The organism is Actinomadura macrotermitis (assembly GCF_009604375.1).
Classification (GTDB): Bacteria; Actinomycetota; Actinomycetes; order Streptosporangiales; family Streptosporangiaceae; genus Spirillospora; species Spirillospora macrotermitis.
Window position 1 is genome coordinate 1,541,734 of the sequence record NZ_WEGH01000002.1, and the last position, 25,270, is coordinate 1,567,003.

At 73.6% G+C, this 25,270-nt stretch carries 27 protein-coding genes and 1 pseudogene; 15 read left to right on the forward strand and 13 right to left on the reverse strand.

What is annotated here, in order from left to right; all coding sequences use genetic code 11:
* Positions 1 to 348: 348 nt before the first annotated feature.
* Positions 349 to 1,026: a DnaJ-like cysteine-rich domain-containing protein gene (locus ACRB68_RS19210; protein ID WP_153534034.1), complete on the reverse strand. Its 678-nt coding sequence runs from the start codon at positions 1,024 to 1,026 to the stop codon at positions 349 to 351.
* An 80-nt stretch (positions 1,027 to 1,106) separates the two neighbouring features.
* Between ACRB68_RS19210 and ACRB68_RS19215 the strand changes: the two genes are divergently transcribed.
* Both ACRB68_RS19215 and ACRB68_RS41370 read left to right on the forward strand, forming a co-directional pair.
* Positions 1,107 to 1,256, forward strand: a complete 150-nt coding sequence (locus ACRB68_RS19215; protein ID WP_153534036.1) for a hypothetical protein — start codon at positions 1,107 to 1,109, stop codon at positions 1,254 to 1,256.
* 374 nt (positions 1,257 to 1,630) lie between these two features.
* The gene (locus ACRB68_RS41370; protein WP_235959441.1) at positions 1,631 to 2,023 is read left to right on the forward strand and encodes a hypothetical protein; all 393 of its coding nucleotides are present in this window, start codon (positions 1,631 to 1,633) and stop codon (positions 2,021 to 2,023) included.
* 75 nt (positions 2,024 to 2,098) lie between these two features.
* On the opposite strand, the pseudogene ACRB68_RS42835 reads toward ACRB68_RS41370, so the two are convergent.
* The 3 genes and pseudogenes from ACRB68_RS42835 to ACRB68_RS19230 form a co-directional block, all read right to left on the reverse strand.
* Positions 2,099 to 2,446, reverse strand: a pseudogene (locus tag ACRB68_RS42835) (DUF397 domain-containing protein); the annotation flags it as partial.
* A 159-nt stretch (positions 2,447 to 2,605) separates the two neighbouring features.
* Complete coding sequence (locus ACRB68_RS19225) at positions 2,606 to 2,857, reverse strand: DUF397 domain-containing protein (protein ID WP_153534039.1); 252 nt, start codon at positions 2,855 to 2,857, stop codon at positions 2,606 to 2,608.
* 10 nt (positions 2,858 to 2,867) lie between these two features.
* The gene (locus tag ACRB68_RS19230; RefSeq protein WP_194293367.1) at positions 2,868 to 3,788 is read right to left on the reverse strand and encodes a helix-turn-helix domain-containing protein; all 921 of its coding nucleotides are present in this window, start codon (positions 3,786 to 3,788) and stop codon (positions 2,868 to 2,870) included.
* Between the two features lie 186 nt (positions 3,789 to 3,974).
* Here ACRB68_RS19230 and ACRB68_RS42520 point away from each other — a divergent pair, with 186 nt between their 5' ends.
* Positions 3,975 to 4,229: a hypothetical protein gene (locus ACRB68_RS42520; protein ID WP_153534043.1), complete on the forward strand. Its 255-nt coding sequence runs from the start codon at positions 3,975 to 3,977 to the stop codon at positions 4,227 to 4,229.
* Entirely contained in the window at positions 4,226 to 4,618 is a 393-nt protein-coding gene (locus ACRB68_RS19240; RefSeq protein ID WP_153534045.1) for an ATP-binding protein, read from the forward strand. The genes ACRB68_RS42520 and ACRB68_RS19240 overlap by 4 nt, the downstream gene beginning before the upstream one ends.
* On the opposite strand, the gene ACRB68_RS19245 is transcribed toward ACRB68_RS19240, so the two are convergent.
* Positions 4,602 to 4,751 (reverse strand): hypothetical protein, encoded by a 150-nt coding sequence (locus ACRB68_RS19245; RefSeq protein ID WP_153534047.1) that lies wholly within the window; start codon positions 4,749 to 4,751, stop codon positions 4,602 to 4,604. The genes ACRB68_RS19240 and ACRB68_RS19245 overlap by 17 nt on opposite strands.
* A gap of 300 nt (positions 4,752 to 5,051) precedes the next feature.
* Here ACRB68_RS19245 and ACRB68_RS19250 point away from each other — a divergent pair, with 300 nt between their 5' ends.
* On the forward strand, positions 5,052 to 5,993 hold the full coding sequence (locus tag ACRB68_RS19250; protein WP_153534049.1) for a GlxA family transcriptional regulator: 942 nt from the start codon (positions 5,052 to 5,054) through the stop codon (positions 5,991 to 5,993).
* Entirely contained in the window at positions 5,990 to 6,601 is a 612-nt protein-coding gene (locus ACRB68_RS19255) for a DJ-1/PfpI family protein (RefSeq protein WP_153534051.1), read from the forward strand. Before ACRB68_RS19250 ends, ACRB68_RS19255 begins: the two co-directional genes overlap by 4 nt.
* On the opposite strand, the gene def is transcribed toward ACRB68_RS19255, so the two are convergent.
* Positions 6,571 to 7,110 (reverse strand): peptide deformylase, encoded by a 540-nt coding sequence (gene def, locus ACRB68_RS19260; protein WP_153534053.1) that lies wholly within the window; start codon positions 7,108 to 7,110, stop codon positions 6,571 to 6,573. The genes ACRB68_RS19255 and def overlap by 31 nt on opposite strands.
* A gap of 58 nt (positions 7,111 to 7,168) precedes the next feature.
* Complete coding sequence (locus tag ACRB68_RS19265; protein ID WP_153534055.1) at positions 7,169 to 8,329, reverse strand: TerD family protein; 1,161 nt, start codon at positions 8,327 to 8,329, stop codon at positions 7,169 to 7,171.
* Positions 8,330 to 8,714: 385 nt separating this feature from the next.
* Between ACRB68_RS19265 and ACRB68_RS19270 the strand changes: the two genes are divergently transcribed.
* Positions 8,715 to 9,905 (forward strand): low temperature requirement protein A, encoded by a 1,191-nt coding sequence (locus ACRB68_RS19270; RefSeq protein ID WP_328594417.1) that lies wholly within the window; start codon positions 8,715 to 8,717, stop codon positions 9,903 to 9,905.
* 8 nt (positions 9,906 to 9,913) lie between these two features.
* Positions 9,914 to 12,895, forward strand: coding sequence for an ATP-binding protein (locus ACRB68_RS19275; protein WP_153534059.1), 2,982 nt, complete (start codon positions 9,914 to 9,916; stop codon positions 12,893 to 12,895).
* Here ACRB68_RS19275 and ACRB68_RS19280 read toward each other — a convergent pair.
* The 3 genes from ACRB68_RS19280 to ACRB68_RS19290 are packed head-to-tail and all read right to left on the reverse strand — an operon-like array spanning position 12,885 to position 15,214.
* On the reverse strand, positions 12,885 to 14,027 hold the full coding sequence (locus ACRB68_RS19280; protein WP_207709734.1) for an MFS transporter: 1,143 nt from the start codon (positions 14,025 to 14,027) through the stop codon (positions 12,885 to 12,887). The two genes, ACRB68_RS19275 and ACRB68_RS19280, sit on opposite strands and share 11 nt — an antisense overlap.
* Positions 14,028 to 14,063: 36 nt before the next feature.
* Complete coding sequence (locus ACRB68_RS19285; RefSeq protein WP_328594418.1) at positions 14,064 to 14,564, reverse strand: anthrone oxygenase family protein; 501 nt, start codon at positions 14,562 to 14,564, stop codon at positions 14,064 to 14,066.
* Positions 14,565 to 14,575: 11 nt separating this feature from the next.
* The gene (locus ACRB68_RS19290; RefSeq protein WP_153534061.1) at positions 14,576 to 15,214 is read right to left on the reverse strand and encodes an SDR family oxidoreductase; all 639 of its coding nucleotides are present in this window, start codon (positions 15,212 to 15,214) and stop codon (positions 14,576 to 14,578) included.
* A gap of 124 nt (positions 15,215 to 15,338) precedes the next feature.
* On the opposite strand from ACRB68_RS19290, the gene ACRB68_RS19295 reads away from it, so the two are divergent.
* On the forward strand, positions 15,339 to 16,214 hold the full coding sequence (locus ACRB68_RS19295) for a LysR family transcriptional regulator (RefSeq protein WP_153535142.1): 876 nt from the start codon (positions 15,339 to 15,341) through the stop codon (positions 16,212 to 16,214).
* 100 nt (positions 16,215 to 16,314) lie between these two features.
* The gene (locus tag ACRB68_RS19300; protein WP_153534063.1) at positions 16,315 to 16,722 is read left to right on the forward strand and encodes a hypothetical protein; all 408 of its coding nucleotides are present in this window, start codon (positions 16,315 to 16,317) and stop codon (positions 16,720 to 16,722) included.
* On the opposite strand, the gene ACRB68_RS19305 is transcribed toward ACRB68_RS19300, so the two are convergent.
* The 3 genes from ACRB68_RS19305 to ACRB68_RS19315 are packed head-to-tail and all read right to left on the reverse strand — an operon-like array spanning position 16,709 to position 19,414.
* On the reverse strand, positions 16,709 to 17,851 hold the full coding sequence (locus ACRB68_RS19305) for an XRE family transcriptional regulator (protein ID WP_328594419.1): 1,143 nt from the start codon (positions 17,849 to 17,851) through the stop codon (positions 16,709 to 16,711). The genes ACRB68_RS19300 and ACRB68_RS19305 overlap by 14 nt on opposite strands.
* Positions 17,851 to 18,528 carry a hypothetical protein gene (locus tag ACRB68_RS19310; protein WP_153534065.1) on the reverse strand — a complete coding sequence of 226 codons (678 nt, stop codon included), beginning with the start codon at positions 18,526 to 18,528 and terminating at the stop codon, positions 17,851 to 17,853. Before ACRB68_RS19310 ends, ACRB68_RS19305 begins: the two co-directional genes overlap by 1 nt.
* Before the next feature lie 10 nt (positions 18,529 to 18,538).
* The gene (locus ACRB68_RS19315) at positions 18,539 to 19,414 is read right to left on the reverse strand and encodes an alpha/beta hydrolase family esterase (protein WP_194293368.1); all 876 of its coding nucleotides are present in this window, start codon (positions 19,412 to 19,414) and stop codon (positions 18,539 to 18,541) included.
* A 176-nt stretch (positions 19,415 to 19,590) separates the two neighbouring features.
* Here ACRB68_RS19315 and ACRB68_RS19320 point away from each other — a divergent pair, with 176 nt between their 5' ends.
* The 5 genes from ACRB68_RS19320 (at position 19,591) to ACRB68_RS19340 (ending at position 25,170) form a co-directional block, all read left to right on the forward strand.
* The gene (locus tag ACRB68_RS19320; protein ID WP_153534069.1) at positions 19,591 to 21,867 is read left to right on the forward strand and encodes an SCO7613 C-terminal domain-containing membrane protein; all 2,277 of its coding nucleotides are present in this window, start codon (positions 19,591 to 19,593) and stop codon (positions 21,865 to 21,867) included.
* A gap of 85 nt (positions 21,868 to 21,952) precedes the next feature.
* On the forward strand, positions 21,953 to 23,146 hold the full coding sequence (locus ACRB68_RS19325) for a DUF6745 domain-containing protein (RefSeq protein ID WP_153534071.1): 1,194 nt from the start codon (positions 21,953 to 21,955) through the stop codon (positions 23,144 to 23,146).
* A 14-nt stretch (positions 23,147 to 23,160) separates the two neighbouring features.
* Positions 23,161 to 23,613: a hypothetical protein gene (locus tag ACRB68_RS19330; protein WP_194293369.1), complete on the forward strand. Its 453-nt coding sequence runs from the start codon at positions 23,161 to 23,163 to the stop codon at positions 23,611 to 23,613.
* 53 nt (positions 23,614 to 23,666) lie between these two features.
* A complete protein-coding gene (locus tag ACRB68_RS19335) occupies positions 23,667 to 24,044 on the forward strand; it encodes an ArsR/SmtB family transcription factor (protein WP_235959444.1) in 378 nt (125 codons plus the stop codon).
* A 532-nt stretch (positions 24,045 to 24,576) separates the two neighbouring features.
* Positions 24,577 to 25,170, forward strand: a complete 594-nt coding sequence (locus tag ACRB68_RS19340; RefSeq protein ID WP_153534075.1) for a dihydrofolate reductase family protein — start codon at positions 24,577 to 24,579, stop codon at positions 25,168 to 25,170.
* Positions 25,171 to 25,270: the final 100 nt, after the last annotated feature.

The window sequence follows — 25,270 nt, forward strand, 5'->3', positions numbered from 1 at the left end:
CGACCGGACCCGCGCGACCCGGCTGGATCGGGCCGCCCTGCCGGCCGAAGCGCTGTCATGAGCGCCGCGCAGTTCGGCGTCTCCCCAGGCAGATCCGCCGCATCGTCGCCGAGCCGCGCAAGGAGTTCCTGTCCCGCGCCGCGCGGCTGTGCCCCCAGGGCCTGACCTACCGGCAGATCGCCGCCGAGAATGCGGCTCCGGCACCGGCGGCTGGCTCCTGCACCACGCGCAAGAACACCGCACGCGTGACGGAAGATCAGCCGGGGATCGTCCGGCGTCAGGCCGCGCTGACACCGCGACGGCCCGCGGGCGGCGACCGAACGGTGAACGGCGATAGCGGACCGGGTGCTAGGCGTCGCCCTCCGGGGGAAAGTGATCCGGGTAATAGCCCTTCTCGAAGTACTGCAGCGTTGCCACGTACAGCTCGCCCGCGCCACGGCAAATTGGGCACACCGGGACGATCTGACACTCCGGACAATGCCGCCGTCCGCGTTCCTCGTCCGGCACCCAGCCGCGCCCGTAACACGCCGGGCACAGCCCCAGGCCGTCGCACTCGTAACACAGCGCATAACCGGGGGACAGGTTGCCGGCGCTCTTCAGCGGTTCGGGCCGGACCCGTGGCTGCGGTGTGTCGAGCGCCATCGCCGGAGTGCCGGCCATGTACAGCACCACGGGAGAGACCACCGACACCCGGACCTTGATCGTGATGTCCTCGCTGCGGCCGGTGACCAGGATCGCGTCGGCGACCTCCTCCTCCACCGTCCAGCCCGCCGCGGCGAACGCCTCGACCGCCCGCCGGGCCATCTCCTCCGGCGATACGTCTTGGGGCCGGGCGCCACGGATCGTCGCCCTGTGGTCGAACCGCAGCGGCTCATGCCAGTCGGCGACCCCCGGATACTCGAGCCGTACGGCCTCGACCGCGGGCGCCGCCTCCGGGGTCAACCGCCCCACCAGGTCGAACAGCTCCGAGCGCATGACACCGCCGAGCCTGTCCAACTCCGCCCGTGCTCCCGGAATCTTTCCCATCGCACCTCCTCCACCGCGATCAATTCACGACGGCGCGGCGGGGCGCAAGAGCCGGTCAGGGGTGCCACCGGAACACGGCGGTGCTGCTGACCGACGGCCTGCCGCTCGCGGCGATCGCGGCAGCGTCCGCCTTCACCTGGGCCGCGCACCGCAAACGGCGCGGCTGCGGCGGGACGTGCGCGGGCACCGAGGCCGTGAGCGGGTGCAACTGTTCGGCCACCCGCACCTGACCAGCGTGTCCAAGCCCTGTGGTGGTGATCCTTCGGTCTCTGGCCCTGCCCGCGCCGTCCGGGACGGCGGGGCCTGGCCGATGTGTCAGGGCGTGTGCGAACACCAGGGCCTGCTGTTGGGCGGCCAGGGGCGTCGCCACCTCGTAGCCCGACGCCGAGGTCGTTGGGCATGCAGGACGCGGTGACGCGCCGCAGGGCGACCTTCGCGGGACCTGGGGAACGGGTCGGCCGCACGTTCGGCACGAACATCTCCGCGTGAGGTGAAGAAGCCACACGGACCAGGCCGAAAGCTGCCCTTCGAGGTGCGCGGTAAGCCTGGCCCGCCCCTTCGCCGGCGCTCACCGAGCCGGTGGCGTGGGTTGTAGGGTCTTGCGGTGATCTTCAGGCGGCGGGACGCGGTGACGGCGGCATCCGCCGGCGCCGCGCTGGTGCTCCTGTTCTCGGCCGACAGCGTTCTCGGATCACCGGTTCGCGAAAGCACGGCCGCGTGGAAACTGGGCTACGGCATCGCGGCGAAAGAAATGACGCAAAGCCCGCCGCCTGTTCCCGGCGAACGGCTCGTTCTCAGCAGCTATGCGATCAGCGGCTCCACTTCCTTGCGGGAACGTTGCGGCTTGCTCTACGGGTTCGAGCATGATCGATCGGCAGGAAGCTCCTCGCCCGTCTGGCCCGTCCCGCCCGAGATCTCTTCCAGCGTGACGGCGTCGCGTGAGTACCGCGCCGGGTGGATCGATCGGTGCGTGCACGATCGGGCACAGCGACACTGAACCCGCCAGGCAAGGTGTGGATGTCAGTGGTGGTGTCGGCCTTGAGGCCATGACACGGGCGCGCCGGGCGGCGCGGACGGGCCCGGCGGGGACTTTGAAGTCGCGGACGGCGGTCAGGTGGTTGTCTGCGCCCGCTTCGACGCATTTGCCCTGGGGGTGTGAACTGTGGCTGCTCGTGCTCGGCGGGCGACGTGGCCGGGAGGTTGGCGGTGAGTTCGCCCGGAGGCTTGGCCCGCGGCAGGGTTCTTGGTGCCGTAGGCGGCGATCAGGTTGTGCTGCGCGTCCGGAGGCATCGACTGCGAACCCTGCGCAGGACGTATGGGGGCTGGCCGATGGCCTGCCGATCGCGGCGGCGGGACGTGCGCCGACGCCGTCGGCGTGAGCGGGGAGCGCTGTCCGGCCACCCGCGCCTGACCAGCGCAGGGGCCCTTCGGCCTCCGACCTGCCCGCGCTCGCCGTGCTCGGGGGCGAGGACGGGCCGCCCTGGGGCTGTGGTGTCGTGGGCGGTGTCCAGCAGGGGAGCGTGACGGGTTCAGCGACGGCGAACCCCGCTGGGCTGACTGGCCATGGGGGTGGGGTGTGTCAGATGGTGGCGTCGGCTTTGATGTCGGTGAGGAGGGCGCGCCAGGTGGCGGGGGCGAGCGCGAGGACGGGGCCCGTGGGGTCCTTGGAGTCGCGGACGGCGATCAGGTGGCTGCCTGCACCTACCTCGATGCACTCTCCTTCGTCCGGGGTGCTGTGGCTGCTCTTGCGCCAGGCTTGGGCTAGTTCGACGCAGTTGCCCTCCGGATGCGAACTGTGGCTACTCCTGCGCCAGGCAGTTGTCACCTGCATGGAAGATCCTTCATCTCGGATGGTGTGACTGTCCTTGCCCAGATGGCCGGCGTTGCTGTCTCCAGTGCCGCCGGTTCCGAGGTACGTTGCGCGGGCTGGCCGGTTGCTGTGCAGCCAGTTCCTCTACCAGCGCCAGAGAACTCTCCTCGTCGAGTGCCCCTTCGAGCAGTTGCTCGAACGCCCTTTCATGTTCCGCGACTTGGTGCTCGTTGTCCACGAAGACCGATTTCGCGAACTGTTCGAGCACGCTGACGGTGAGGGCTCCCGGAGGGCGCAGTGTCAGGAGGACGTACGGTGAGGCGATGCCCAGGTAAATGCCTGCTTCCTGCGGGATGATTCGCAGATGCACGTGGCTCCAGCGGGCCATCTCGGCGATTCGGTTGATCTGGCCGAGCATGACTTCCGGGCCGCCTACCTCGTGAAACAGCACTGACTCGCTGATGACGGAGATGAAGTGCGGCGGATGGGGGCCGGTCATGATCCGTTGGCGGTCCATGCGGAAGTCGAGCAGCGCCCCCGTCCTTTTGGCCGTTTCGGACAACTGAAGGCTGAAGAGGGCACGGGCGTAGTCGTACGTTTGCATCAAGCCAGGGACTACGCAAGCCTCGTAGTTGCGGATCAGAACGGAGTCCTGCTCCAAACTCATGAAGTCCAAGGCGGCAGCTGAGATGTGGCCCTCGTAGGGGCGTTCCCAGCCCTTGCCGTTGGTGCGGGCGGCCAGGTGCAGCAGGGACTCGCGGAGGGGGCCCGGCGGCACCCCGTAGAAGTCCAGCAGGTCCGTGAGTTCCTGCGGCTCGATCGAGTGCAGTCCGTTCTCCAGCGTGCTCAGCCACCCCTTGGAGCGGCCATAGCGCCGACAGGCCGTCTCGATCGTCATCCCGCTGGCCTCGCGGGCCTTGCGGAGCGCCGATCCGATCCGGCGCAGGCGCACGGAGGGCTGGGTTCCCGACGGGGGCATCTGCCCAGCGTGTCACGGAGGGTGGCCGGACGGGTGAGAACAGCGGCCGACTGAACGTTCACGACGAAAAAAGTTCAGTCGGGGCGTGAACATCGGACAGCACCCCAAACGTACAGCGAAGGTGACGGCGACTCCGAAACAACGCGAAGGGAGCCGCCGGTGTGGGCCACGAAGACGCGATTCGAGCTGCTGGTCGGGCTGGCATGGGAGCTGCGGACGGTGCCGGTGACCACGGCGCTGCTCATGCCCGGCAACGGGGAGGCGGTCCTGTGGGTGACGAGCGCGGGCGGGCGCCAGGAGGCCGTCCTGGCGGCGATCACGCCGGGCGAGCGGTGGCGGCTCATGTGGCGCGGCCGGCCGCTCGATCCGGAGCCGCTGACGGCGGTGGCCCGGCGGATCGCGGCGGACCTGTGACGGTGCTCGGCGCGATCACGCTGCCGGGGGTGGAGCGGTCGGTGGGCTCGGCCCGCCGGTTCCTGCGCGATCTGCTGCCCGAGGGCGGGGACGTGCTCGACGACCTGGTCACCGTGGGCAGCGAGACCGTCTGCAACGCGATCACGCACACCGCGTCGGGGCGGGAGGGCGGCCTGGTCACGATCGTCCTCGCGGCGGGGGACGGGTTCTACCGGCTGGAGGTCGCCGACGACGGCGCGCGCGGCGCCCGCCCCCGCGTGCGGGACGCGGGGGCGGGCGCCGAGAGCGGCCGGGGCATGCGGATCGTCGACGCCCTGGCCGGCGCCTGGGGTTACCGCGCCGACGGGGCGCGGACCATCGTGTGGGCGGAGTTCAGCGTCCGCGGTTGAGCTGCCGCGTCGGCAGCTGCCGCACGTTGCGCCGGGTGTTGGCGAACGCCGCCGACCGGACGTCGGACTTGTTCTTCTTCCCCTTCTTGGCGACGGGGAAGGCGTTGTTGTTCTCCTGAATCGGGGTGCGCAAAACAGACCTCCGGGCAAGCTGGAATTCGGCCGCGAAAGGGCCGATGGAAAGGGTGGAGAGCGCGCCGGACGCATGCCTTCGGACCCGCGTGAGCAGGCAGGACGGCGAAAATCAGCGGCTATGGCGCGAGGGATGCGGGAGCGGGCCGCGAAAGGCGCGGCGGCTCAACCGGAGGAATCAAAGCTTCATGCCTCAGATATTAACCACAAGATCACGGGTGTCAAGGCATATTTTTCGATGGCGCGATCGGTGGGGTAGGCGTCGTTGACGCCATCTCCGGCGTTCGCCCAGGCTGGAGGCATGCACCGCGTCGCCTTCGTGATCTTCGACGGGTTCCAGTCGCTCGACCTGACCGGCCCCTTCGAGGTCTTCCAGTACACGGGCCGCTACGACTGCCGGGTCGTCGCGGCCGAGCCGGGCCCGGTCCGGTCCAGCAGCGGGCTGCTCGTGCACGCCGAAGGGCTGCCGGACGGCGGCGCCGACACCGTCATCGTCTCCGGCGGCCGGGGCGTCGAGGCGGCCTGCCGCGACGAGCGGCTCACCGGCTGGCTCACGGCGGCGGCCGGAAAGGCCCGCCGGACGGCGTCGGTGTGCAGCGGCGCCTTCCTGCTGGCCGAGACGGGCCTGCTGGACGGCCGCCGCGTCACCACGCACTGGGCCCGCGAGCGCCAGCTGCGGGAGACCTATCCGCGGGTCACCGTGGACTGCGATCCGATCTTCATCCGGGACGGCGACGTGTGGACCTCCGCCGGCGTGACGGCCGGCATGGACCTGGCGCTCGCCCTGGTCGAGGACGACCACGGCCACGAGGTCGCCTACGACGCGGCCCGGGAGATGGTGATGTTCCTGCGCCGCCCCGGCAGCCAGTCGCAGTTCGGCGTCTCGCTGTGGGCGGTGCGGCCGAAGTCCGACCCGATCCGCGACGTGGTGCAGACCGTGCAGGCCGACCCCGGCGGCCGGCACAGCATCGCCGACCTGGCCGAGTGCGCCGGGCTGAGCCCGCGCCACCTGCAGCGCCGCTTCACCGGCGAGGTGGGCATGCCGCCCGCCGCGTACGTGGAGCGGGTGCGGGTGGAGGCGGCGGGCCGGGCCCTGGCCGAGGGGGACGAGCCCGTCGAGGCCCTCGCCCGGCGGCTCGGCTTCGGCACCGGCGAGACCCTGCGCCGCGCCTTCCACCGGCAGGTGGGCGTGGCCCCCTCCGACTACCGCGAACGATTCCGAGCTTTGAAGGAGCACGCATGACCACGTACGGACTGCTGATCTTCGATGGGGCCGAGGAGCTGGACTACGCCGGCCCGTGGGAGGTGTTCACCGCCTCGTCGATGCTGCGCGAGGACCGCGACACCGCCGTCCTGATCGCCGAGGGGGCCGGGCCCGTCCGGTCCGCCAAGGGCATGCGGGTGCTGCCCGACCGCACCCTGGACGACCACCCGCCGCTGGACGTCCTGCTGGTCCCCGGCGGCGTCGGCGCCCGGCTGGAGGCCGCCCGCGACGACTCGGCGCTGAAGCCGTGGATCGCCCGCACCGCGCAGGACGTGGCGTGGACGACCAGCGTCTGCTCAGGCGCGGTGCTGCTGCACGCCGCCGGCGTCGTCAAGGGCCGCCGCGTCGCCACGCACTGGAGCGCGGAGGACTCCCTGGACGCCCACGATGACGTCACCGTCGTCCGCGACGCCCGCTACGTGGTGGACGGCGACCTGATCACCAGCCAGGGCGTCTCGGCCGGCATCGACATGGCGCTCTGGCTGGTCGGGCACCTGCACGGCCGCGACCACGCGCGGGCCGTGCAGCGCTACATCCAGTACGAGCCCGCGCCGCCCTACTCGGCCGAGGTGCCCGCCTCCGCCTGAGCCTCCGCCATCTCGCGCAGCACCCGCTTGCGCCGGCGGGCGGAGAGGCGGTCGATGTACAGGCGGCCCTCCAGGTGGTCGGTCTCGTGCTGGAGGCAGCGGGCGAGCAGCCCGCTGCCGTGCACGGTGACCGGCTCGCCCTTGACGTCGAAGCCGTGGCAGACGGCGTGGTCGGGGCGGGCCAGCGGGGCGTGCGGGCCGGGCACCGACAGGCAGCCCTCGTCGGAGTCGTCGAGCCGCCGGTCCGCCGCCTCGGGCAGCACCAGCGTCGGGTTCACCACGACGCCCTTGCGCGGCACGTCCTCCTCGTCGGGGCAGTCGTAGACGAACACGCGCAGGTCGACGCCGATCTGGTTGGCGGCGAGGCCGACGCCGTTCGCGGCGTACATGCTGGCGAACATGTCGTCGACGAGTTCGGCGAGCGCGTCGTCGAACGCCTCCACCGGCCTGCACGGCTGGTGCAGCACCGGCGTCCCCACCAGTGTGATCGGTCGCGCCTGTCCGGTCATGCCCGCCCTTTCTCCGAGGTCCTCGAAGCAGGGTAGTCAATGCCGGCCGGGCCGGGGCTCACCCGCCCTTGAACTCGACGGGCCCGCTGCTCATCCGGAAGTTGCCGTTGGAGTACAGCGCGGGGCGGGCCTCCTGGTGGTTCCCGCTGTACTTCTCCACGTGCCTGATCTCGACGCCGCCCGGGACGGTGAAGTCGATGAGGGCGATGGCGACCCAGTAGGACAGGTTGCGGTTGCTGAAGAGCGGCGCGGTGACGGTCGATCCGCGCCCGTCGGTGACCACGGCGCGGGCGCCGTAGGACTTGAACGACCCGGTGCCGTTCTCCACCGCGCTGTAGGCGCAGATAAGGACGTAGCCCTGCAGATCGGGCCGGCGGATGGTGATGGTCTCCCGCCCGGGTGCGCGGGCGTCGCCGTCCAGGGCGATGTAGGGCGGTTCGGTGGCCGAGCCGAGCCGCCGGTAGTAGACGACCTCCTCCGATTTCACCGGCCGGGCGCCCTTGGGGGTGACGTGGCCGCGGGGAACGCAGAGGGCGTACAGGTCCAGGTCCGCGCCGGCCCGGCGGCGGAGCCCGCTGCCGCCGTCCCATTCCAGGGAGGCGGTGATGACGAGGCCGGGTTCGTCCTTGCGCATGTTGATCGTGGCCTGGCCGCCCTTGACCAGGTCGACCCGCCCGAGCGGCCGTGCGGGCGCGGGCGCCGCCGGGGCGGGCGCGGCCGGGCCGGGGTCGTCCACGACGATGCCGAAACTCGCGGCCAGGCCGGCCAGCCCGTTGGACCACCCCTGCCCGACGGCCCGGACCTTCCAGCCGCCCGCGCGCCGGTACAGTTCGACCAGGACCGCCACGGTCTCGCCGTCGCTCATCGGCGGCGGGGCGAACGCCAGGCGCGCCGTGCCGCTCTCCAAGCTCGCGCGCGGCGTGCTGCGCGCGTCGAAGCGGGCGTGCGGATGGCCGACGTCGATGCTCGCCACGACCGCGATCCGCTCCACCTCGGCCGGGACGCGGTGCAGGTCCGCCGTCACGATGTTCCCGGAGACGGTGATCCCGTCCTGGACGGGGTGGTTGTAGAACACCAGATCGTCGTCGCCCCGCACCTTGCCGTCGGAGTTCAGCAGGACGGCCGACACGTCGACCGGAACATGCGCGGCGGCGATGGTGATACGGCAGTGAGCGCCCGGAAGAGGCGCGTTCCCCCCTTTGGGAAGGTCGAGCGTCATTCATGCCCCCTGATGTGGCCGTTCTCGAAGAGGAGCGGCCCATCATGGCGGCGTTAATGGCGTCGCGCAGGAGATTTCGGGTTTCGTCCGGAAATGGACGAAACGCAGCCGAGGGACCGCCGGGTCCGGGAGCGGGAACTCTTTCGGGCCCGGCGGCCTCCCCCCTCCCTCGGTGCGGGCGCCGCCGGATCCGGGGGCGGCGGACCGGCGCGCTCGCGAGGGATTCAACGATAACCTCGCAGGTCAGCCGGGTGAAGGGGTGGCGGCATTACAGTTGTTTCCCACCGTTGTCCGGGTCGCGGGGTGAGTTATTGCTGGTGACTCTCCGTAACATTCGCGGGGTCCGGGCGGCGGCTTAGGTATGCCCGAAAACCCGGAGGATCGTGTGCCGCCGAACGGATCGCCGCCGCCCCGAGCCGGAGGGCTCCTGCCGGGCCTGCCCGCGCGCAGCCCCGACGAGAGGCACCGGACCGCCACCCCGCTGGAGTTGTTCTTCGACCTGTGCTTCGTGACCGCCGTCGCGCAGGCGGGCGCGCGGCTGGTGCACGCGGTGGCCGACGATCACGTCGCGCACGGCGTCGGCGGTTACGCAGTGGTGTTCTTCGCCATCTGGTGGGCGTGGATGAACTTCACCTGGTTCGCCTCGGCCTACGACGACGACGGGCCGCTGTACCGGATCACGACACTGGTGCAGATCGCGGGCGTGCTGGTGCTGGCCGCCGGGATCCCGCGCGCGTTCGAGCACGCCGACCTGTCCATCGCGGTCGCCGGATACATCGTCATGCGGCTGGCCATGTGCTTCCAGTGGCTGCGCGCGGCGTCCGGCGAGACGGGCGCGGCCCGCGTCGTCGCGCTGCGTTACGCCGCCGGGCTGGCGCTCGTGCAGGCGTGGTGGGTGCTGCTGCTGTTCCTGCCGCACGGCTTCGTGTGGTGGGGCTTCGCGATCGGCGTCATCGGCGAGCTGGCGGTGCCGGTGGTCGCCGAGCGGGCCCGGCGCACGAACTGGCACCCGCACCACATCGCCGAGCGGTACGGGCTGTTCACCATCATCGTGATCGGCGAGACGGTCACCGCCGCGACCGTGGCGGTGCAGAGCGCGCTGGACGACCAGGCGGGCCTGGTGCATCTGCTGCCGATCGCGGCGGGCGGCCTGCTCATCGTGTTCGCGGCGTTCTGGATCTACTTCGCGGCGCCGGTCGCCGGGCACCTGACGTCCACCCGCCGCGCGCTCGCCTGGGGCTACGGGCACTACCTGATCTTCGCGTCGGCGGCGGCGATCGGCGCCGGGCTGGAGGTCGCGGTGGAGGAGACCGAGCACAAGGCGCACGTGTCCACGCCGGTCGCATCCGGTGCGGTGACGGTCCCGGCGGCGCTGTACCTGGTGACGGTCTGGGCGCTGCACGCCCGGCACGTCAAGCGGGACGCGGCCGAGCAGTCCGTGCTGCCCGTCGCCGCCGTGCTGGTGCTGGCCTGCACGTTCGCCGGGCACTGGGCGGTGCCGCTGGCGGGGCTGGCCTGCGTGGCGGCCGTCGCCGCCGGGGTCGCGCTCGCGGCGCGGAGCCTGCCCGCCCGATAATCCCCGGTATGCGATTCGGGGTGCTAGGGGAGACGCGCGCCTGGCACGACGACGGCACCGAGGTCATGCTCGGCGGCCCGGCGCGGCGGGCGCTGCTCGCGCTGTTGCTCGCCCGGCCCGGGGAGGCCGTCCCGGCCGGGCGGCTGATCGAGGACCTGTACGGCGACCCGGAGGCGGGCAATGCGCTGCAGGCGCAGGTGTCGCGGCTGCGCCGCGCGGTTCCGGTCGAGCACACCCCCGCCGGATACCGGGTCGCGGCGGCGCCCGAAGATGTGGACGCTGGCCGGTTCGAGCGGCTGGCGGACGAGGGCCGTGCTGCGCTGCGCGCGGGTGACCCGGCGCGAGCCGCCGTGCTGCTGCGCGAGGGGCTCGGCCTCTGGCGCGGCGAGGCGTTCGCCGACTTTCCCGATCATCCGGCGGGGGCGCGCCTGGCCGAGCGCCGCCTTGCTGCCGTCGAGGACCGGATCGAGGCCGATCTCGCTCGCGGCGAGCCCACCGGGCTCGTCGCGGAACTACGCGAACTGGTCGCCGCGCATCCGCTGCGGGAGCGGGCGCGCGAGCTGCTGATGCGGGCGCTGCGCGCGGAGGGGCGGCCCGCCGAGGCGCTCGCCGCGTTCGCCGAGACTCGCCAGATGCTCGCCGACGAGCTCGGCGCCGACCCCTCGCCCGGCCTCGCCGGGCTGCACCGCGAGCTGCTGCGCGGCGGGCCTGCCGCGCCGCCCGCGCCGCTCACCGGGTTCGTCGGCCGGGACGAGGACCTGGCGGCGGTGGCCCGGCTGCTGCGCACCGCCCGGCTGGTCACGCTGCTCGGCCCTGGCGGCGTCGGCAAGACCCGGCTGGCCGTCGAGGCCGCCGCCGCGCACCCCGGCGAGGTGTGCTTCGTCGCGCTCGCCCCGCTGCGCGACCCCGCCGATCTGCCGCGCGCGATCCTCGCCGCGCTCGGCCTGCCCGAGACCGGCCTGCTCGCCCCGGCCGCGGCCGACCCGCTGGCGCGCGCCGCCGCCGCGCTGGCCGAGCGGCCGCCGCTGCTGGTGATCGACAACTGCGAGCACCTGGTGGAGGCGGCGGCCGGGGCGGTGTGGCGGCTGCTGTCGGACTGCCCTGACCTGCGGGTCCTGGCGACGAGCCGGGAGGCGCTCGGGATCACCGGCGAGCACCTGTGGCCCGTCCGGCCGCTGCCCGGCGACGCGGCGGTGCGGCTGTTCGCCGACCGGGCCGCCGCCGTCCGGCCCGGGTTCATCCCCGGGGATCAGGTGCGGGCGGTCTGCCGGGCGCTGGACGATCTGCCGCTCGCGATCGAGTTGGCCGCCGCGCGGCTGCGCTCCCTGGACGTCGCCGCGCTCGCCGCCGGGCTGGACGACCGGTTCGCGCTGCTGGCGCGCGGCAGCCGCGCCGGCGACGCCCGGCACCGCACGCTGCGCGCCGTCGTCGTGTGGAGCTGGGACCTGCTGGACGAGCCCGAACGGCGGGTCGCGCACCGGTTCACCGCCTTCGCGGGCGGCGCGACGGCCGCGTCCGCGCGGGCCGTCTGCGGCGGGCCCGGCGTGGACGCCGTCCTGGAATCGCTCGTCGACAAGTCGCTGCTGGAGGTCGCGGGCGGCCGGTATCGGATGCTGGAAACGATCCGCGCGTATGCCGTGGAGCAGCCAGGTGAGGACGCCTCGCGCGCCCACGCCGAGCACTTCCTCGCCCTCGCCCAGACCGCCGCGCCGCACCTGGTCGACGAGGGGCAGCCGCACTGGCTCGGCGTGCTCGCCGCCGAGCACGACAACCTGCTGGCCGCGCTGCGCTGGGCCGTCCGCGCACAGGCTGTGGACATCGCCCTGCCACTTCTCGGCTCGATATCCACATACCTGTGGATAAAGGGGGTCGCCGGTGCGGCGGCGTCGCTCGCGGCCGAACTGCTGCGCCTGCCGCCGCGGCCGGGGCTGGAGGAGGAGTACGTGGCGTGCGTCCTGGTCGCGGGCGGCGACCGGGACCAGGTGCACGCCGCCGCCCGGCTGCTCACGGCGAGCCGCTCCCGCCGCTACCCGTTCCTGGCGTTCCGGTGGCTGCTCGCCCACGCCGTGGACGGCGACCTCGGCGCCGCGTTCGCCCTGCTCACGGCCGAACGGGACGGCCCGCACCCGTGGTCGCGCGCCGCCGCCCACATGATGCTGGGGTTCCCCGAACTGGCCGCCGGGCGGCTGGAGGCGGCCGAGCGCGAGTTCGCCGAGGCCGCCGCGTCCTTCGGCGACCACTGGGGCAAGGCGATGACGCTGGACGCCCTCGCCGGCGTCGCGGCGCTGCGCGGCGACGACGCCCGCGCGCTCGCGCTGACCGACGAGGCGCTCGCGCTCACCGAGGGGCTCGGCGCTGTGGAAGACCGCGCCGACCTGCTGTGCAACCGGGGCGACTTCCAGCGCGACCCGGCCGCCGCCCGCGCCGACTACGAGGCCGCCGCCGCGCTCGCGCGGCGCGCGGGCAGCCCCACCTACCTCGCGGCGGCGCTGCGCGGCCTCGGCGACGCCGCGTTCCGTGACGGCGACCTCGCCGCCGCCGGGCGGCTCTACCGCGACGCGCTCGACCGGTTCGATCCGGCGTGGATGAAGAGCGTCGGGAACCGGGTGCGCGCTCTCACCGGCCTCGGCCGGATCGCCGCCGCCGAGGGCGACCCCGCCGCCGCCTGCGCCCGCTACCTGGAGGCGGTGGAGGCCGGAACGACGGTCGGCGCCACCTTCGAGAGCGCGCGCGGCGTCCTCGCACTCGCGGAGCTCGCGCTAGGGGAAGGCGACGCAGAGGGGGCGGCACGGCTGCTCGGCGCCGCTGCTGCTCTACGAGGCGTGCCCGTCGACGAATCCGACGTCGCGTCCAGCGCGCGCGCTGTACTCGGCGATGCCGCCTACACCGCCGCCTACGAAACCGGCGCCCGCCTGTCCCACGCGGATGCCCTGCGCCTGGCCGGTCTGCACGAGGCGGCCGTCAACCGCGCCCTGGCCGTCACCCCCTGATCCGGTCGTACACGGCCGGGGCGAGGGCGGCGACCAGGACGGCGGCGGCCACCGCGAAGCCCGTCGCGTAGGAGGACCCGGACACCACGAACCCGAACCCGACCGCGCCGATGCCCATCCCGCCGTCGTAGGCGAGGTTCCACAGGGCGCTGACGGCGCCGAAGTCCGCGCGGTCCGCACGGTCGAACATCAGCGACAGGCTGACGTTCTGCGCGATGCCGAAACCGGCGCCGAACAGGGCGACCCCGGCCAGAACCGTCACCGGCGACGACGTCCAGACCAGGGCGCCCGTCCCTGCCGCCGCCAGCGCGACGGCCGGGCCGAGCAGCAGCCGCGCCGAGCCGTACCGCCCGGCCAGCCAGCGGGCGACGGGGATCACGCACGAGTGGACGAACAGGGCCGCCGCGGCGAGATGGCGGTCGGCGACCGCGAGCGGCAGGAACGTCGGCAGGACGCCCGCGACGAGGGTGACGGCGCCGAACACCAGCGCCGGGCGGGCCAGGGCGCCCCGGCGCAGCGCCGCCACGACCCCGGCGGCGTGCGCGGGCGGCGGCGGCAGCGCGGGCAGCCCGGCCACGCACACCAGCGCCGCCAGCGCCGCCGCCGCGCCCGCGATGAAGACGGGGGTGTAGCCGGCGCGCTCGCTCAGCCAGACGCCGAGCGGCAGCACCACGATCCCCGGGAGCCCGACGACCACCCCGTACAGGCCGAGCGCCTCGTCGCGGCGGCCGGCCGGCGCGATCTCGGCGACCAGCGTGACGCCCGCGACCATCAGCACCCCGAAGCCCACGCCGCGGACCAGGCAGACGGCCAGGACGAGCGGCAGGCCGCCGGACAGGGGCAGCGCGAGGGCCGGGACACCCATCAGGACCAGCCCGGCCGCCACGACCGTCCGCGACCCCAGCCGCGCCATCAGGCGCGGCACGAAAGGCTCGGCCAGCACCGTCGTCAGCATCATCGCGCCGGTGCACAGGCCCGCGCCGCCGCCGCCCGCGCCGTGCGCCGCCACGTACAGCGGCACGACCGGCATCAGCAGGAAGAACGACACGAGCGAACCCGTCAGCACGGCGAACACCAGCACCAGCGGGCGGGTCAACAGCGGACGGGTGGTGGGGATGTCCTGAATGGTCACCCCACCACCCTGCCGTCCCTCAGGCCGCCTGAACACTCAGCCGAGGTTGCGGCCGTGCACGATCAGCGCCCACACCAGGGCGGCGAACGCGCCGGTGGACGACACCGCGCGGACGATGTTCCAGGTCACCCAGCGCGCCTCGAACCGCGCGCGCACGGCGGCCAGGTCCTTGATGTGCGCGGAGTCCCCGGCGGCGGCCAGCTTGTCGTTCATCGGCACGTTGACGCCGCTGGTGATGGCGAACATGACCAGGTAGAGCACGAATCCGGCGATGATCCAGGGCAGCGCGGGCCGCAGTTCGGCCTTCCAGTGCAGCACGGCCGCGCCGAGGGTGAGCAGCAGCCCGCCCATGAAGATCGACATGAAGAACGGGTTCAGGATCGCCACGTTGATGCGCTGCATCGCCTCCACGAACGTGCGGTCGCTCGCGCCGCGCAGGCCCGGCATCACCGAGTAGGCGAAGGCGGTGAACAGGCCGGCGACGAGGCCGACGGTGACGGTGGACAGGATCAGGACGACGGTGCTGAGGGTTTTCACAGGGTTCCTTGTCAGAAGGGGAGGATCACGCGGTTGCGGACGAGTTCGCCGTTCGGGACCGCGTTGCCCGGGGCGGCGAGCCACAGCACGTCGGCCGTGCCGGGGCAGGCGGCGTTGGCGGCCACGCCCCGGCCCGGCGGCAGGTCCCGCGCCATGATCTTGACGGCGGCGACCTGGCCGACCCGGCACGCCACCTCGATCCAGGCGGGCCAGCCCGCGGCGGCGGCGCGGCCGGCCTCCACGGCGGCCACGTAGTCGTCCAGGACGGCGGCGAGGCCGGGCAGCGTCAGCCGGGAGACGTCGAAGCGGGGCCGCAGCCGGGCCGGCAGGTGCCGCAGCCGGCCGGCCGGCCCGGCGACGACCACGAACCGGCCGCCGTCGTTCAGCAGCGGCCCGAACGCGGTGATCATCCGGTGCGTGCCGTGGTTGTTGGCCGCGACGAACCCGCGCACCTGGGCGGCGGGCGGCGCGGCCGGGTCGGCCTCGGCGCCGGCGACGACCACGGCGTCCACGCCGCCGCCGAGGCGGCCGGCGAGCGCCTCGACCGCGGCGCCGTCGCACGCGTCGACCGGGTGGACCTCCGCCATGGCCCCGCGCAGGTCGCGGGCGAGGGCGGCGCTCCCGCCCGCCACGATGGCGATCCCGTTCATCCCCGGCCTTTCGTCGTTCGGCGCTGACGTAACAAAGATCGTTCACCGGGCACTCCCGAACAACGGCCGGAACTGCAACACTCGTTAACCCAGGTATTACCGATCGGGGGCGCGGGCCGTGGAGATGCGCGACATCGAGATCTTCCTGACGCTCGCCGAGGAGCTGCACTTCGGCCGCACCGCCGACCGGCTGCTGGTCTCGCGCGCCCGCGTCAGCCAGGCGATCAAGCTGCAGGAGCGGCGGATCGGCGCGCCGCTGTTCGAGCGGACCAGCCGCCGGGTGCGGCTCACCCCGATCGGCGCCCGGCTGCGCGACGACCTGGCCGCCGGGCACCGGCTGATCGAGGAGGGCCTGGAGCGCGCCGCGTCCGCCGCGCGCGGCCGCACCGGCGCGCTCGCCCTCGGCATCATGGGCGTGGCCGCCAACGAGATCCACGACATCGTCGAGGCGTTCCGCGACGCGCACCCCGGCTGCGAGCTGAACCTGCGCGAGGCGCACGTCGCCGACCCGTTCGGGCCGCTGCGCGCGGGGGCGGTGGACCTGCAGCTGCTCTGGCTGCCCGTCGAGGAGCCCGACCTCACCGTCGGCCCCGTCGTCATCACCGAGCGGCTGGTGCTGGCGGTGTCGTCCCGGCACCCGCTCGCCGGCCGCGCGGCGGCGTCGATGGAGGACCTGGCCGACGGCCGGGTGTTCGGCACCGGCGACGACGTCCCGGCCTACTTCGAGGAGGCGGTGATCCCGCGCGTGACGCCGCAGGGCCGGCCGGTGCCGCGCGGGCCCGCCGCCGGGACCGTCCAGGAGATCCTGGCGCGGGTCGCCGCCGGCCAGGGCGTCCAGCCGGTGCCCGCGCACGCCGTCCGCTACCTGGCCCGGCCCGACATCGCCTACGTCCCGCTGCACGACTCGCCGCCGCTCCGCTGGGGCCTGGTGTGGCGGACGGGCGCCGCGACACCGCTCGCCCACGCGTTCGTCCAGATCGCCCGGGACATGCGGGAATGAGTGCCTGCCCGACGTGGCACGGAAGTCCCGGTCCCCCTCCGGAACAGAACGGGACTTTGCTCCGTGTCGCCCGGGACGGCCCGCTTCCTAGGTTGAAGGCATGAAATCGATCGTCTGGCTCATGATGGGTTCCACCGGAAGCGTCCCCGGGTCGCTGCACCTGGCCGACGGCCGGCTGGTCTTCGAGGCGTACGGGCGCGGCGCCCTCACCGGCGGGCAGCTGCGCGAGCTGGAGGCCCGCTCGGGCCGCCCCGGCCTCGGCGCCCACCTGGACGCCGACCGCCCCGGCGTCGTGTTCGACGTGCCGGTGAGCGCGGTCGGCGGCCTCACCTTCCCCTGGTACTACTTCGGCGGTGGCATGAAGCTGAAGGTCGGCGACGCCCCCTACCGGTTCTCCTTCCTGCAGCCGCAGAACACCCGGATGCCCGGCGACATCCGCGGCCTCGGCGACATCCCGGGCGGTCGCGCCGCCGGCAAGGGCTGGAAGAACGCGCTCAGGAACCTGTGACGCCCACGCCGGCGCGCGGCCGGGCCGGGACCAGCAGGTCCAGGTCGGCGCGGGTGACGCGGGCCAGGCCGGCCAGCCGGTCGCGGTCCACGCCCGCCGCCCCGGCCAGCTCGACGGCCCGCACCAGCATCGACGGACTCTCCAGCGGCAGCGCCGGACCCGGCTCCTGGCGCCGCCAGCCCTGCTTGGCCAGGCCGCCCATCGCGCTCCGGTACACCGCCTCCGGCATGATCCCCAGGGTGCGGGCGCGGTAGAGCAGCGCCGCCATGCTGACGCCCCAGGCCTCCTTCAGCTCCGCCAGCCGCGCCCAGTCGGCGGTCGCGGGCAGCTCGCCCGCGATGTCGCCGGCGGGCATCAGGAACTCGGCGGCGAACCGGTGCGCCTGGTCCTCCACGACCTTGCTGCCGGGCTCGGCGTCGGCGTGCATGACCAGGTGGCCGAGCTCGTGCGCGCCGTCGAACCGGTTGCGCCAGTAGTCGCCCTTGGCCGGGTTGAACAGCACCATCGGGCGCGGGTGCGCGCCGATGCTGAACGCGTCGACCCGCTCGGTCGACGGCGGCAGCACCAGCACGATCACGCCGTGCCGCTCCAGCGCTCGCACCAGGTGCGGGACCGGGCCCGGCGCGCAGCCGAGCGCCTCGCGCGCCAGCCGGGCCGCCTGCACCGGCCCCGGCCCGGCGATCTCGTCGGGGGAGACCGGGTGCTCGGGCAGCTCGGCCGCCGGGAACTCCACCAGGTCCTCCAGCGCGCGGGCGATGTCGGTGGCGATGCGCCCGTAGGCGAGGGCCTGGTCGCGTTCGATCTGGGTGGTCGAGCGCAGCGACCGGAAGTGCGCCGCGTCCAGCGCCACCGGCGCGCGGCCCGGCCCGAAGAACTCCACCGGGACGCCGAGCGCGAACGCCAGCCGCGACAGGACCCGCTCGGGCGGCGGCTGCACGCCCGCCTCGTAGCGGCCGATCGCCGCCGGGGTCGTGCCGACCGCCTGCGCGAGCTGGTTCTTGCGCAGGCCGCGCAGCCGCCGCGCCAGCGTCAGCCGCTCGCAGTCGAACAGCAGGCGCGCCTCGGCGACCCGCCTGCCGGTCCGGTCCTCGCCTGCATGTTCGCTCAGACTGCCTGTGCGCTCGTTCACTACGCCGTTTCGGTGCCGGTCCTCGCGTCGTGTGCTCCCCGTGCGCGCAGCCGCACGGGCACGTCCGCCTCGTCGTCGGTCCACAGGGGCAACGTGGACTCGACGAGCTTACGGCGTGGATCGGGTCCGAGCGCCTCGTCGGCGAGGCGCTCGATCCACCACCAGGCCGGGCCGCCGTCGGCGTTCAGCCTGGGCAGGCCGAGGAACAGCTCCAGTTCCAGCGGGTCCTCGCTGGCGCTGTGCGCGAGGACGAGCGTGGTCATGCCGGGCGTGTCGGCCGCCGAAGGCAGGCCGACGTCCAGCGTCAGCTGCGGGTCGGCGGCGTAGGACTGGCGCGCCACCGCCTGCTTGGTCGGGCTGTCGCGGTCCCAGCGGACGGCGTGCACCGCGCCGAACTCGTGCCGTTTCAGCAGTACCCGGTACCGGCCGTACCGCCAGCCCGGCGACCCGTTCAGGTCGTCGCGCGTGACGCGGCCGGCGAGCCGGTCGCCCGCCGCGAACACCCGGTCCAGCTGCGAGGCCAGCACGTCGTACGCGGCGAATCCGAACGAGCGGTCGGTGAACCCGTCGCCCCGGCTGAGGCCGCCGAACACCGCGAGCGTCGCTTTGGTGTGCGCCTCGCGGGCCGCGTGCAGGAACCCCGCCGCGCGCAACTCCTCCCACGCTTCATCAGGCATGCCCTGGACTTTAGGCGCCGGTACCGACAGTCGAGAAGAAGTCCCACAGCATCGGGCTGGCCTCGACGCCCTTGCCGTGCGGCCACTCGTGCCCGCCGTTGAAGATCGTGCACAGCCGCACCTCCAGCGCGCGGCCCTTCTCGCTCGCCCGGCACTGCGCGGCGGTGCTGTCCAGCACGATGGTGTTCAGCGGCGGCAGCCTGTCGGTCCTGCGCCAGAAGTCCAGCACCTCGACGACCGGCAGGAAGGGCGTCTTGTTGTTCCAGTCCTGGTCGCCGCCGCCGAGGAACGGCACGGTGAAGTCGGCCGTCCCGTGGAAGGCGATCACCGACACCGGCCGGGCCGGCTCGCAGGGGACGGCCAGCGACCCCGACACCACCCCGATCGCGGCGACCTTGCGGGACCGCTCGCAGGCGTACCGGTAGGCCATCCCGCCGCCGTTGGAGAAGCCGGTGACGTAGATCCGGCGCGGGTCGGCGAGGCCGTCGCGGACGAGCGAGCCGATCAGCTTGTCCAGGAACCCGACGTCGTCGATCCCGGCCATCCGGGCGAACACGCAGCAGCCGCCGGCGTTCCAGGTGCCGAGGAACCCGTTGGGGTAGGCGACCAGGAACCTCTTGCGGTCGGCGACGGCGTCCCAGCCGGTGACCTTCTCCATCGCCTGCATGTTGTCCAGGCCGCCGTGCAGCGCGATCACCAGCGGCCGCCGCGCGGCGGCCCGGCCGGGTGGCACGTGCAGCAGGTAGTCGCGCTTCCAGCCGCCGGGCATGGTGACCGAGCGCTCGTGGGTGCCGGGCCCGGGCGCGGGGACGGCGGCCGCTGCCGGCGCGGCGAAGGCCACGACCAGCAGGAAGCACGCCGCTATGGCGCGCGTCACATTCCTCATGGCCAGTGATCTTCGGGCCTGGAGGGGCGGCCGGGCTATGCGCCGGACGCTGGGTTTCCGGCGTGTCATGTGCGTTCGGCGACGGACATCACCAAGCGTCATGGATCGACGGCACTCAGGCGATTTGAGTACTTTCGCGGATGGGCCGGGCACCTCCGCGCGGACATGCTCGGACCATGCTGACCCCCTGTCCCGGCTGCCGGACGCCGCTGCCCGCCCTGGCACGGCCGTCGTGCCCGCTGTGCGGACTGGCCGTCGACGGACCCGCCGCGTACGAGCTGTGGACGGTCGACCAGCAACTCGACCGGCTCGCCCGCCGCCGCCGCGACCTGCTGGCGTATCTGTATGGGGCGCGGGAGAACACGGGGCAGGCTGCCGCCGCTCCTGTGTGGAGCGTCCCCGAGCTGACCTGGTTCGGCGTCCGCAACGTGCTGCTCGGCGTCGGCGCGTCCCTGCTCGGCATCGCCGCGATCGTGTTCACGCTGCTCAGCTGGGGTTCGCTCGGCCTCCTCGGCCGGGCGCTGGTGCTGCTGGCCTGCACCGCCGTCGCGCTCGGCGCGGCGTGGCCGCTGGTGCGGCGCGGCCTGTCCGCGACGGCCGAGGCGGTCGCGCTCGTCGGCCTGCTGCTGATCATCCTGCAGTGCGTCGCGGTCCGCACCCTGCTGGAGGTGGACGGCGCCTGGTTCGCCACCGGGGCGTCGCTGCTGGTCACGGCCTTGTGGGCGGGATACGGGCGGGTCGCGCCGCTGCGGCTGCCGGCCCCGGTGACGCTGCTGCTCGCGCAGACCCCGCCGCTGTTCGCGATGATCGCGCTGGACGTGCCGCCGGCCGGGACGGCGCTGACGCTCGTCGCGATGTCCTTGGCGAACCTGCTCGTCCGGCGGGCCTCGACCGGCGCCGTCCGGGGCCTGGCGACCGCCGCCGGGCTGCTCGCCGGCCTCGTCGGGACGGGCGGCGCGCTCGGCATGGCCTACCTGGCGTCGCCGTTCGCGCCGCGTTTCGCCGGGGTGCTGCTGGCGGCGGCCGCCGTCGCGCTCGCCTGGGCCTACCTGCTGGACCGGGCGACCGCCGTCCTCGCGGGCTTCGCACTGACGGCGGCGTTGGCCGAACTGCTGCCGCTGCCGAACTCTTGGCTGGTCGCCGGGTTCGCCGGATCTGCGCTCGTGACCGCCGCCGCCGCACGGCTACTGCCGGGACGGCCCCGGACCACGGCGACGATCGGCGCGGGCCTCGCCCTCGCCCTCGCCGTTCTGTGGGTCGTGCCGGATGTGCTGAGGGTCGTGTTCCAGGCGGCCCTGATCGCCGTGTCCCCCTGGACTGGATCGGCCGTTTCGCACACGCCGGTCATCGTCTTCGCCGTCCTCGCCATCGCCTCGGCGCCGCTGCTGGCCGCGCGGCCGGGCGCGACCGCGCCGCCGATCGCGCTGCTGCTGGCCGTGCACGCACCGGGACTGCCGTATGCGGTGCGCCTCGGCCTCGTCCTCACGGTCGCGGGCGTCCTCGCGGCCTTCGCCGGAAAGCACCGGGCCGCCGCCGTCGGCGCCGTCGTAGCCGGAGCCTGGGCTGCGGCGTACGCGCTGGCCACCGAGCCCGCGACGCTCGCGGCACTCGGCGCACTGACCCTGATCGCCGCCGCCTGTGCGGTCCGAACCCCCGCCCTGCGGGACGCCGCGACGGCGTTCGCCGTGCTCGCCTTCGCCGGGTTCGTCACCGCCTGCGGATACGCCACCGGGCTGCCCCGGCACTGGTCGGCATTCGGCGTCCTGGCGGCGGCCGCCCTCGCCGCCGCGCTCTCCCGCCGGACCCGCCGGTGGACCGAGGCCGCCGCGCTCCTGCTGATGGCCGGCGGCATCGCGATGACGCTCGGGCATCCGGCCTACCTCAGCACCGCCTTCGCGGCCGCCGGCGTGATCGCCTTCGGTGTCGCGCTCCGCCCGGGCCACCGCGAGGCCGGCCGGCTCGGCTCGCTGCTGCTCGCCGCGGCGTGGTGGACGCGCCTCGCCGCCACCGGGATCACCGACCCCGAGGCGTACACCGCACCGATCACGGCGGCGCTGCTGGTCATCGGGGCCGTCCGCCGCCGCCGCGACCCGCGGGTCTCCTCCTGGAAGGCCCACGGGCCCGGCCTCACCGCCACGCTCGTGCCGAGCCTGATCGCGGCCTGGGCCGCTCCGGACGGCGACCGCCCGCTGCTGCTCGCCGCCGCCGCGTTCGCGCTCACCCTGCTCGGCGGCCGGACCCGCCTTCAGGCCCCGCTGCTGATCGGCGCCGCCGTGCTCGTCCTGGACGCCGCGCGGCAGCTCGCGCCGCTCGTCGCGGACGTCGTCCGGGAGCTGCCCGGCTGGTTCCCGTTCGCGGTGATCGGCCTGCTCGCGCTGGCCGCCGGCGCCACCTACGAGCAGCGGCTGCGCGACCTGCGCCGGCTCCGCACCGCCGTCACCCGGATGGGCTGACCCGGAAACGCCCTTGCGCCCGGCGCCGTGGACCTGCCACCCTCCCTCACATGATCGAAAGAAAGGCGGATTCCGCCGCCCTCGCATGACCCGGTCCCGCGACGGGCGCGAGGCACAGACCCGCGCCCTGCGACAGGCCCTCCAGATCCGGGACGAATGGCTCGCCGTCGGGCTGAGCACCCGCCCCGCCGACCGGCCGGCCGCCGAGGCCGCCATCACCGGGCTGTACCGGCTCGCCGGGCACGACCCGCCCGGGTTCGTCTGGGTCGACTCACCCTTCGCCGCGCGGGCCGTCCTGCCCGACACCCCGCCGCTGCGCTCACGCGACCTGCGGTCCTCGGCCGACGATCCGGTGTACCTCAAACTGGCGCCGCTGGCTTTCCAGCTGCGCGAGGGCCTCACCCCGGCCCTGCCGGGACCGCAGTGGTGGCGGTGGGACCGGGCCGAGCGGGACCTGATCACCGACGACCCGGTCGAGGCCGTGCGCGCCGGCGTCCCGCTGGACATCGTGCTCCGCTCCGCCGTCGACGACGTCCTGCGCGACCTGATGGAGGAGTCCTTCCGGGCGCCCCTCCGCGCCGAGCTGGGCGAGACGCCCGGCTTCGCCTGGTACGGCCAGCACGACGCGTCCTGGCTCGCCTACCTCGACGTCCGCCACCGCCTCGGCCTGAACGAGCACACCCCCGAGGAAGACCACCGGTTCGGCCTGTGGACGGCGATCGCCCGATCCTGCGGCTGGTGGTGGCCGCAGGACGACGTCTGCGTCATCTCCGAACGGCCCACCGCCGTCCACACCGAGGAGACGCCAACCCGCTCCGGCGGGCTGCGCCTGCACTCCCCGGACGGCCCGGCGGTCCGGTTCGCCGACGGCTGGAGCGTGCACGCCTGGCACGGCACCCGCGTCCCCGGATGGGTCGTCACCGAGCCGGACGTCGAGCGCATCGCGGCCGAGAACAACATCGAGGTCCGCCGCTGCGCGATCGAGCGCATCGGCTGGGACGTCTACATCGACCGAGCCGGCCTCGACCTCGTCGCGACCGCGCCCGACCCGGGCAACCCCGGCTGCGAGCTGCGCCTGTACGACCTGCGGCGCAGCCCCGGCATCTGGGGTCCCCGCGACCGGGTGCTGCTCGCCGTCAACGGCTCCGTCGAACGCGACGGCACCCGCCGCCGCTACGGCCTCGGCGTGCCGGGCTATTTCAACGACCCGATCGAGGCGGCCGGCTGGTCCTACGGGCTGACCGGCGCCCAGTACTCCCAGCTGCTCCGCCGCACATGAAAGGAGAGACCGCCATGACCATGACCCTCGCCGACCTGACCGCCCGCACCGGCCTGAACGTGCTCGACCACCTGGAGCGCGCCGCCGCCCTGCCGATCGTCGACGGCCTGCAGGCCCAGGGCGACCTGATCGTCGTCCCGCTCGCGTTCGTCGAGCAGGCCGTCACCCCCCCGGCCCTCGGGGGCTGGCGGCCCGTCCCGGCCGCCGGGGTGGAGCTGCTGCGCGGCGCCGCCGGCGGTAACCCGCACACCCTGGTCGCCGACGCCGGCGTCTGCCACTGGACGACCGGGGTCCGCGACGCCGAGGGGCTCGCCCTCGGCGCGCTCCAGGCCACCGCGCCCGTCTACCTCCTTCATCCCGAGCACGGCGGCACCGGCGTGGCCGCCGGGACCTACGTGATCCGCCGCCAGCGCGAGAGCCGCCCCGGCGACCGCCGGCGCGGCGGCGGCAGTCTGATCGCCGACTAGAAAGCTCAACCACTCGGTTGACAAACTCGCCGCACCCTGCGATCCTCAACCACATGGTTGAGGATCGCAGAGACGCGGACATCGGCTTCCATGCCGACGTGGTGTTCCGGCCGGACGCGGCCGCCCGGATGGACGCGGTGTTCCACGCGCTGGCCAGCGACCCGCGGCGGCGGATGCTGCACCGGCTCGCCGCCGGTGCGCTCACCGTGAGCGAGCTGGCCGAACCGCTGGACATGTCGCTGGCGGCGGCGTCCAAGCACGTCAAGGTGCTGGAGCGGGCGGGCCTGCTGCACCGCACCGTCGACGGCCGGCGGCACGTATGCCGCCTGGAGGCGGGCCCCCTCGCCGCCGCAGACGAGTGGCTGCGCCTCTACGAACCGTTATGGGAGGCGCGCCTCGAAGAACCCACCCCGATCGGGGAGAGAACATGACCAAGCCCGCCGCCCAACCCTCGCGATGCCGAAGCCCCGCCACGACCAGCATCACCTGACCAGTGGGCCGTGCACGCAGAATGCCGACCGGCCGAAACGCTGGCCCTGAAGCACGACCAAGCCCGCCGCCCGGCCACTGAGGTGCCGCCGCTCCGCCCGAGCAAGTCATCCCGCCGCGACCAGCGTCACCTGACCAGCGGAGCCGTGCACACCAACCCGATCGAAGCGCCGGAGCAAGACCGAAGCTGAAGCAGTTCGCCTTGACCTGACCGCCGACGCTGGCCAACGCCAGGCCGCCGGGCTGCCCGTTGGCCAAGGCGAACTGAAACGCACGGCACCGGCCGAACTCCGACACGCTGCCGGACCCACACCTCACCGAAGCGCCAGGGCCGCACCATGCCCGTCGAGGCGCCCAAGGACCGCAGAACACTGAGGGCCGCGCACCGCGCTCCTCTCGCTCACGCATGGCCGGCTGGAAAGACGTCCTGCCGAAATTGTCCGAACTCGTTCCTTACGGGGAAGGAATCCGCAGATGAGCAAGGTGATCGTGTACGAGTGGATGAGCCTCGACGGCGTCGCGCAGGGGCCCACCGCCCCTGACGAGGACACCAGCGGGGACTTCGAGCACGGCGGCTGGCACGTCCGCTACTTCGACGACATGGCCCGCGGTGACGCCGTCCGCGCCATCACCGGCGCGAGCGGCTTCCTGTTCGGGCGCCGCACCTTCGAGCAGTTCGCCAGGTACTGGCCGGACGCCTCGCCGGAGGAGCAGGTGATCGCCGAGCCGCTGAACACCAAGCCGAAGCACGTCGCCTCGGCCACTCTCCAAGACCCGCTCCCCTGGCAGAACAGCGAACTGCTCAAGGGCGGCGTCGCCCAGGCGGTGCAGGCCCTCAAGGACCAGGAGGACGGCTACCTCCTCGTGATCGGCAGCGCCGGGCTGGTGCACACCCTGCTCTCCCACGACCTGGTCGACGAGATCCGCCTGATGATCGACCCGGTCATCCTGGGAAGCGGCAAGCGCCTCTTCGGCGACGCCGCCGCACCCCGCCTGCTCGAACTCGTCAGCACCAAACAGACGACCACGGGCGCAATCCTGGCCACCTACGCCCGCACCGAAAAGTAACCCCACACCCACCGGCCAACCCGCACGCCAAAGGAGCAGTCCGCAAGCCCCGCCACGCGCCCTACCGGCCACCAGCCCCAACCCGACGCCCCACACCCGC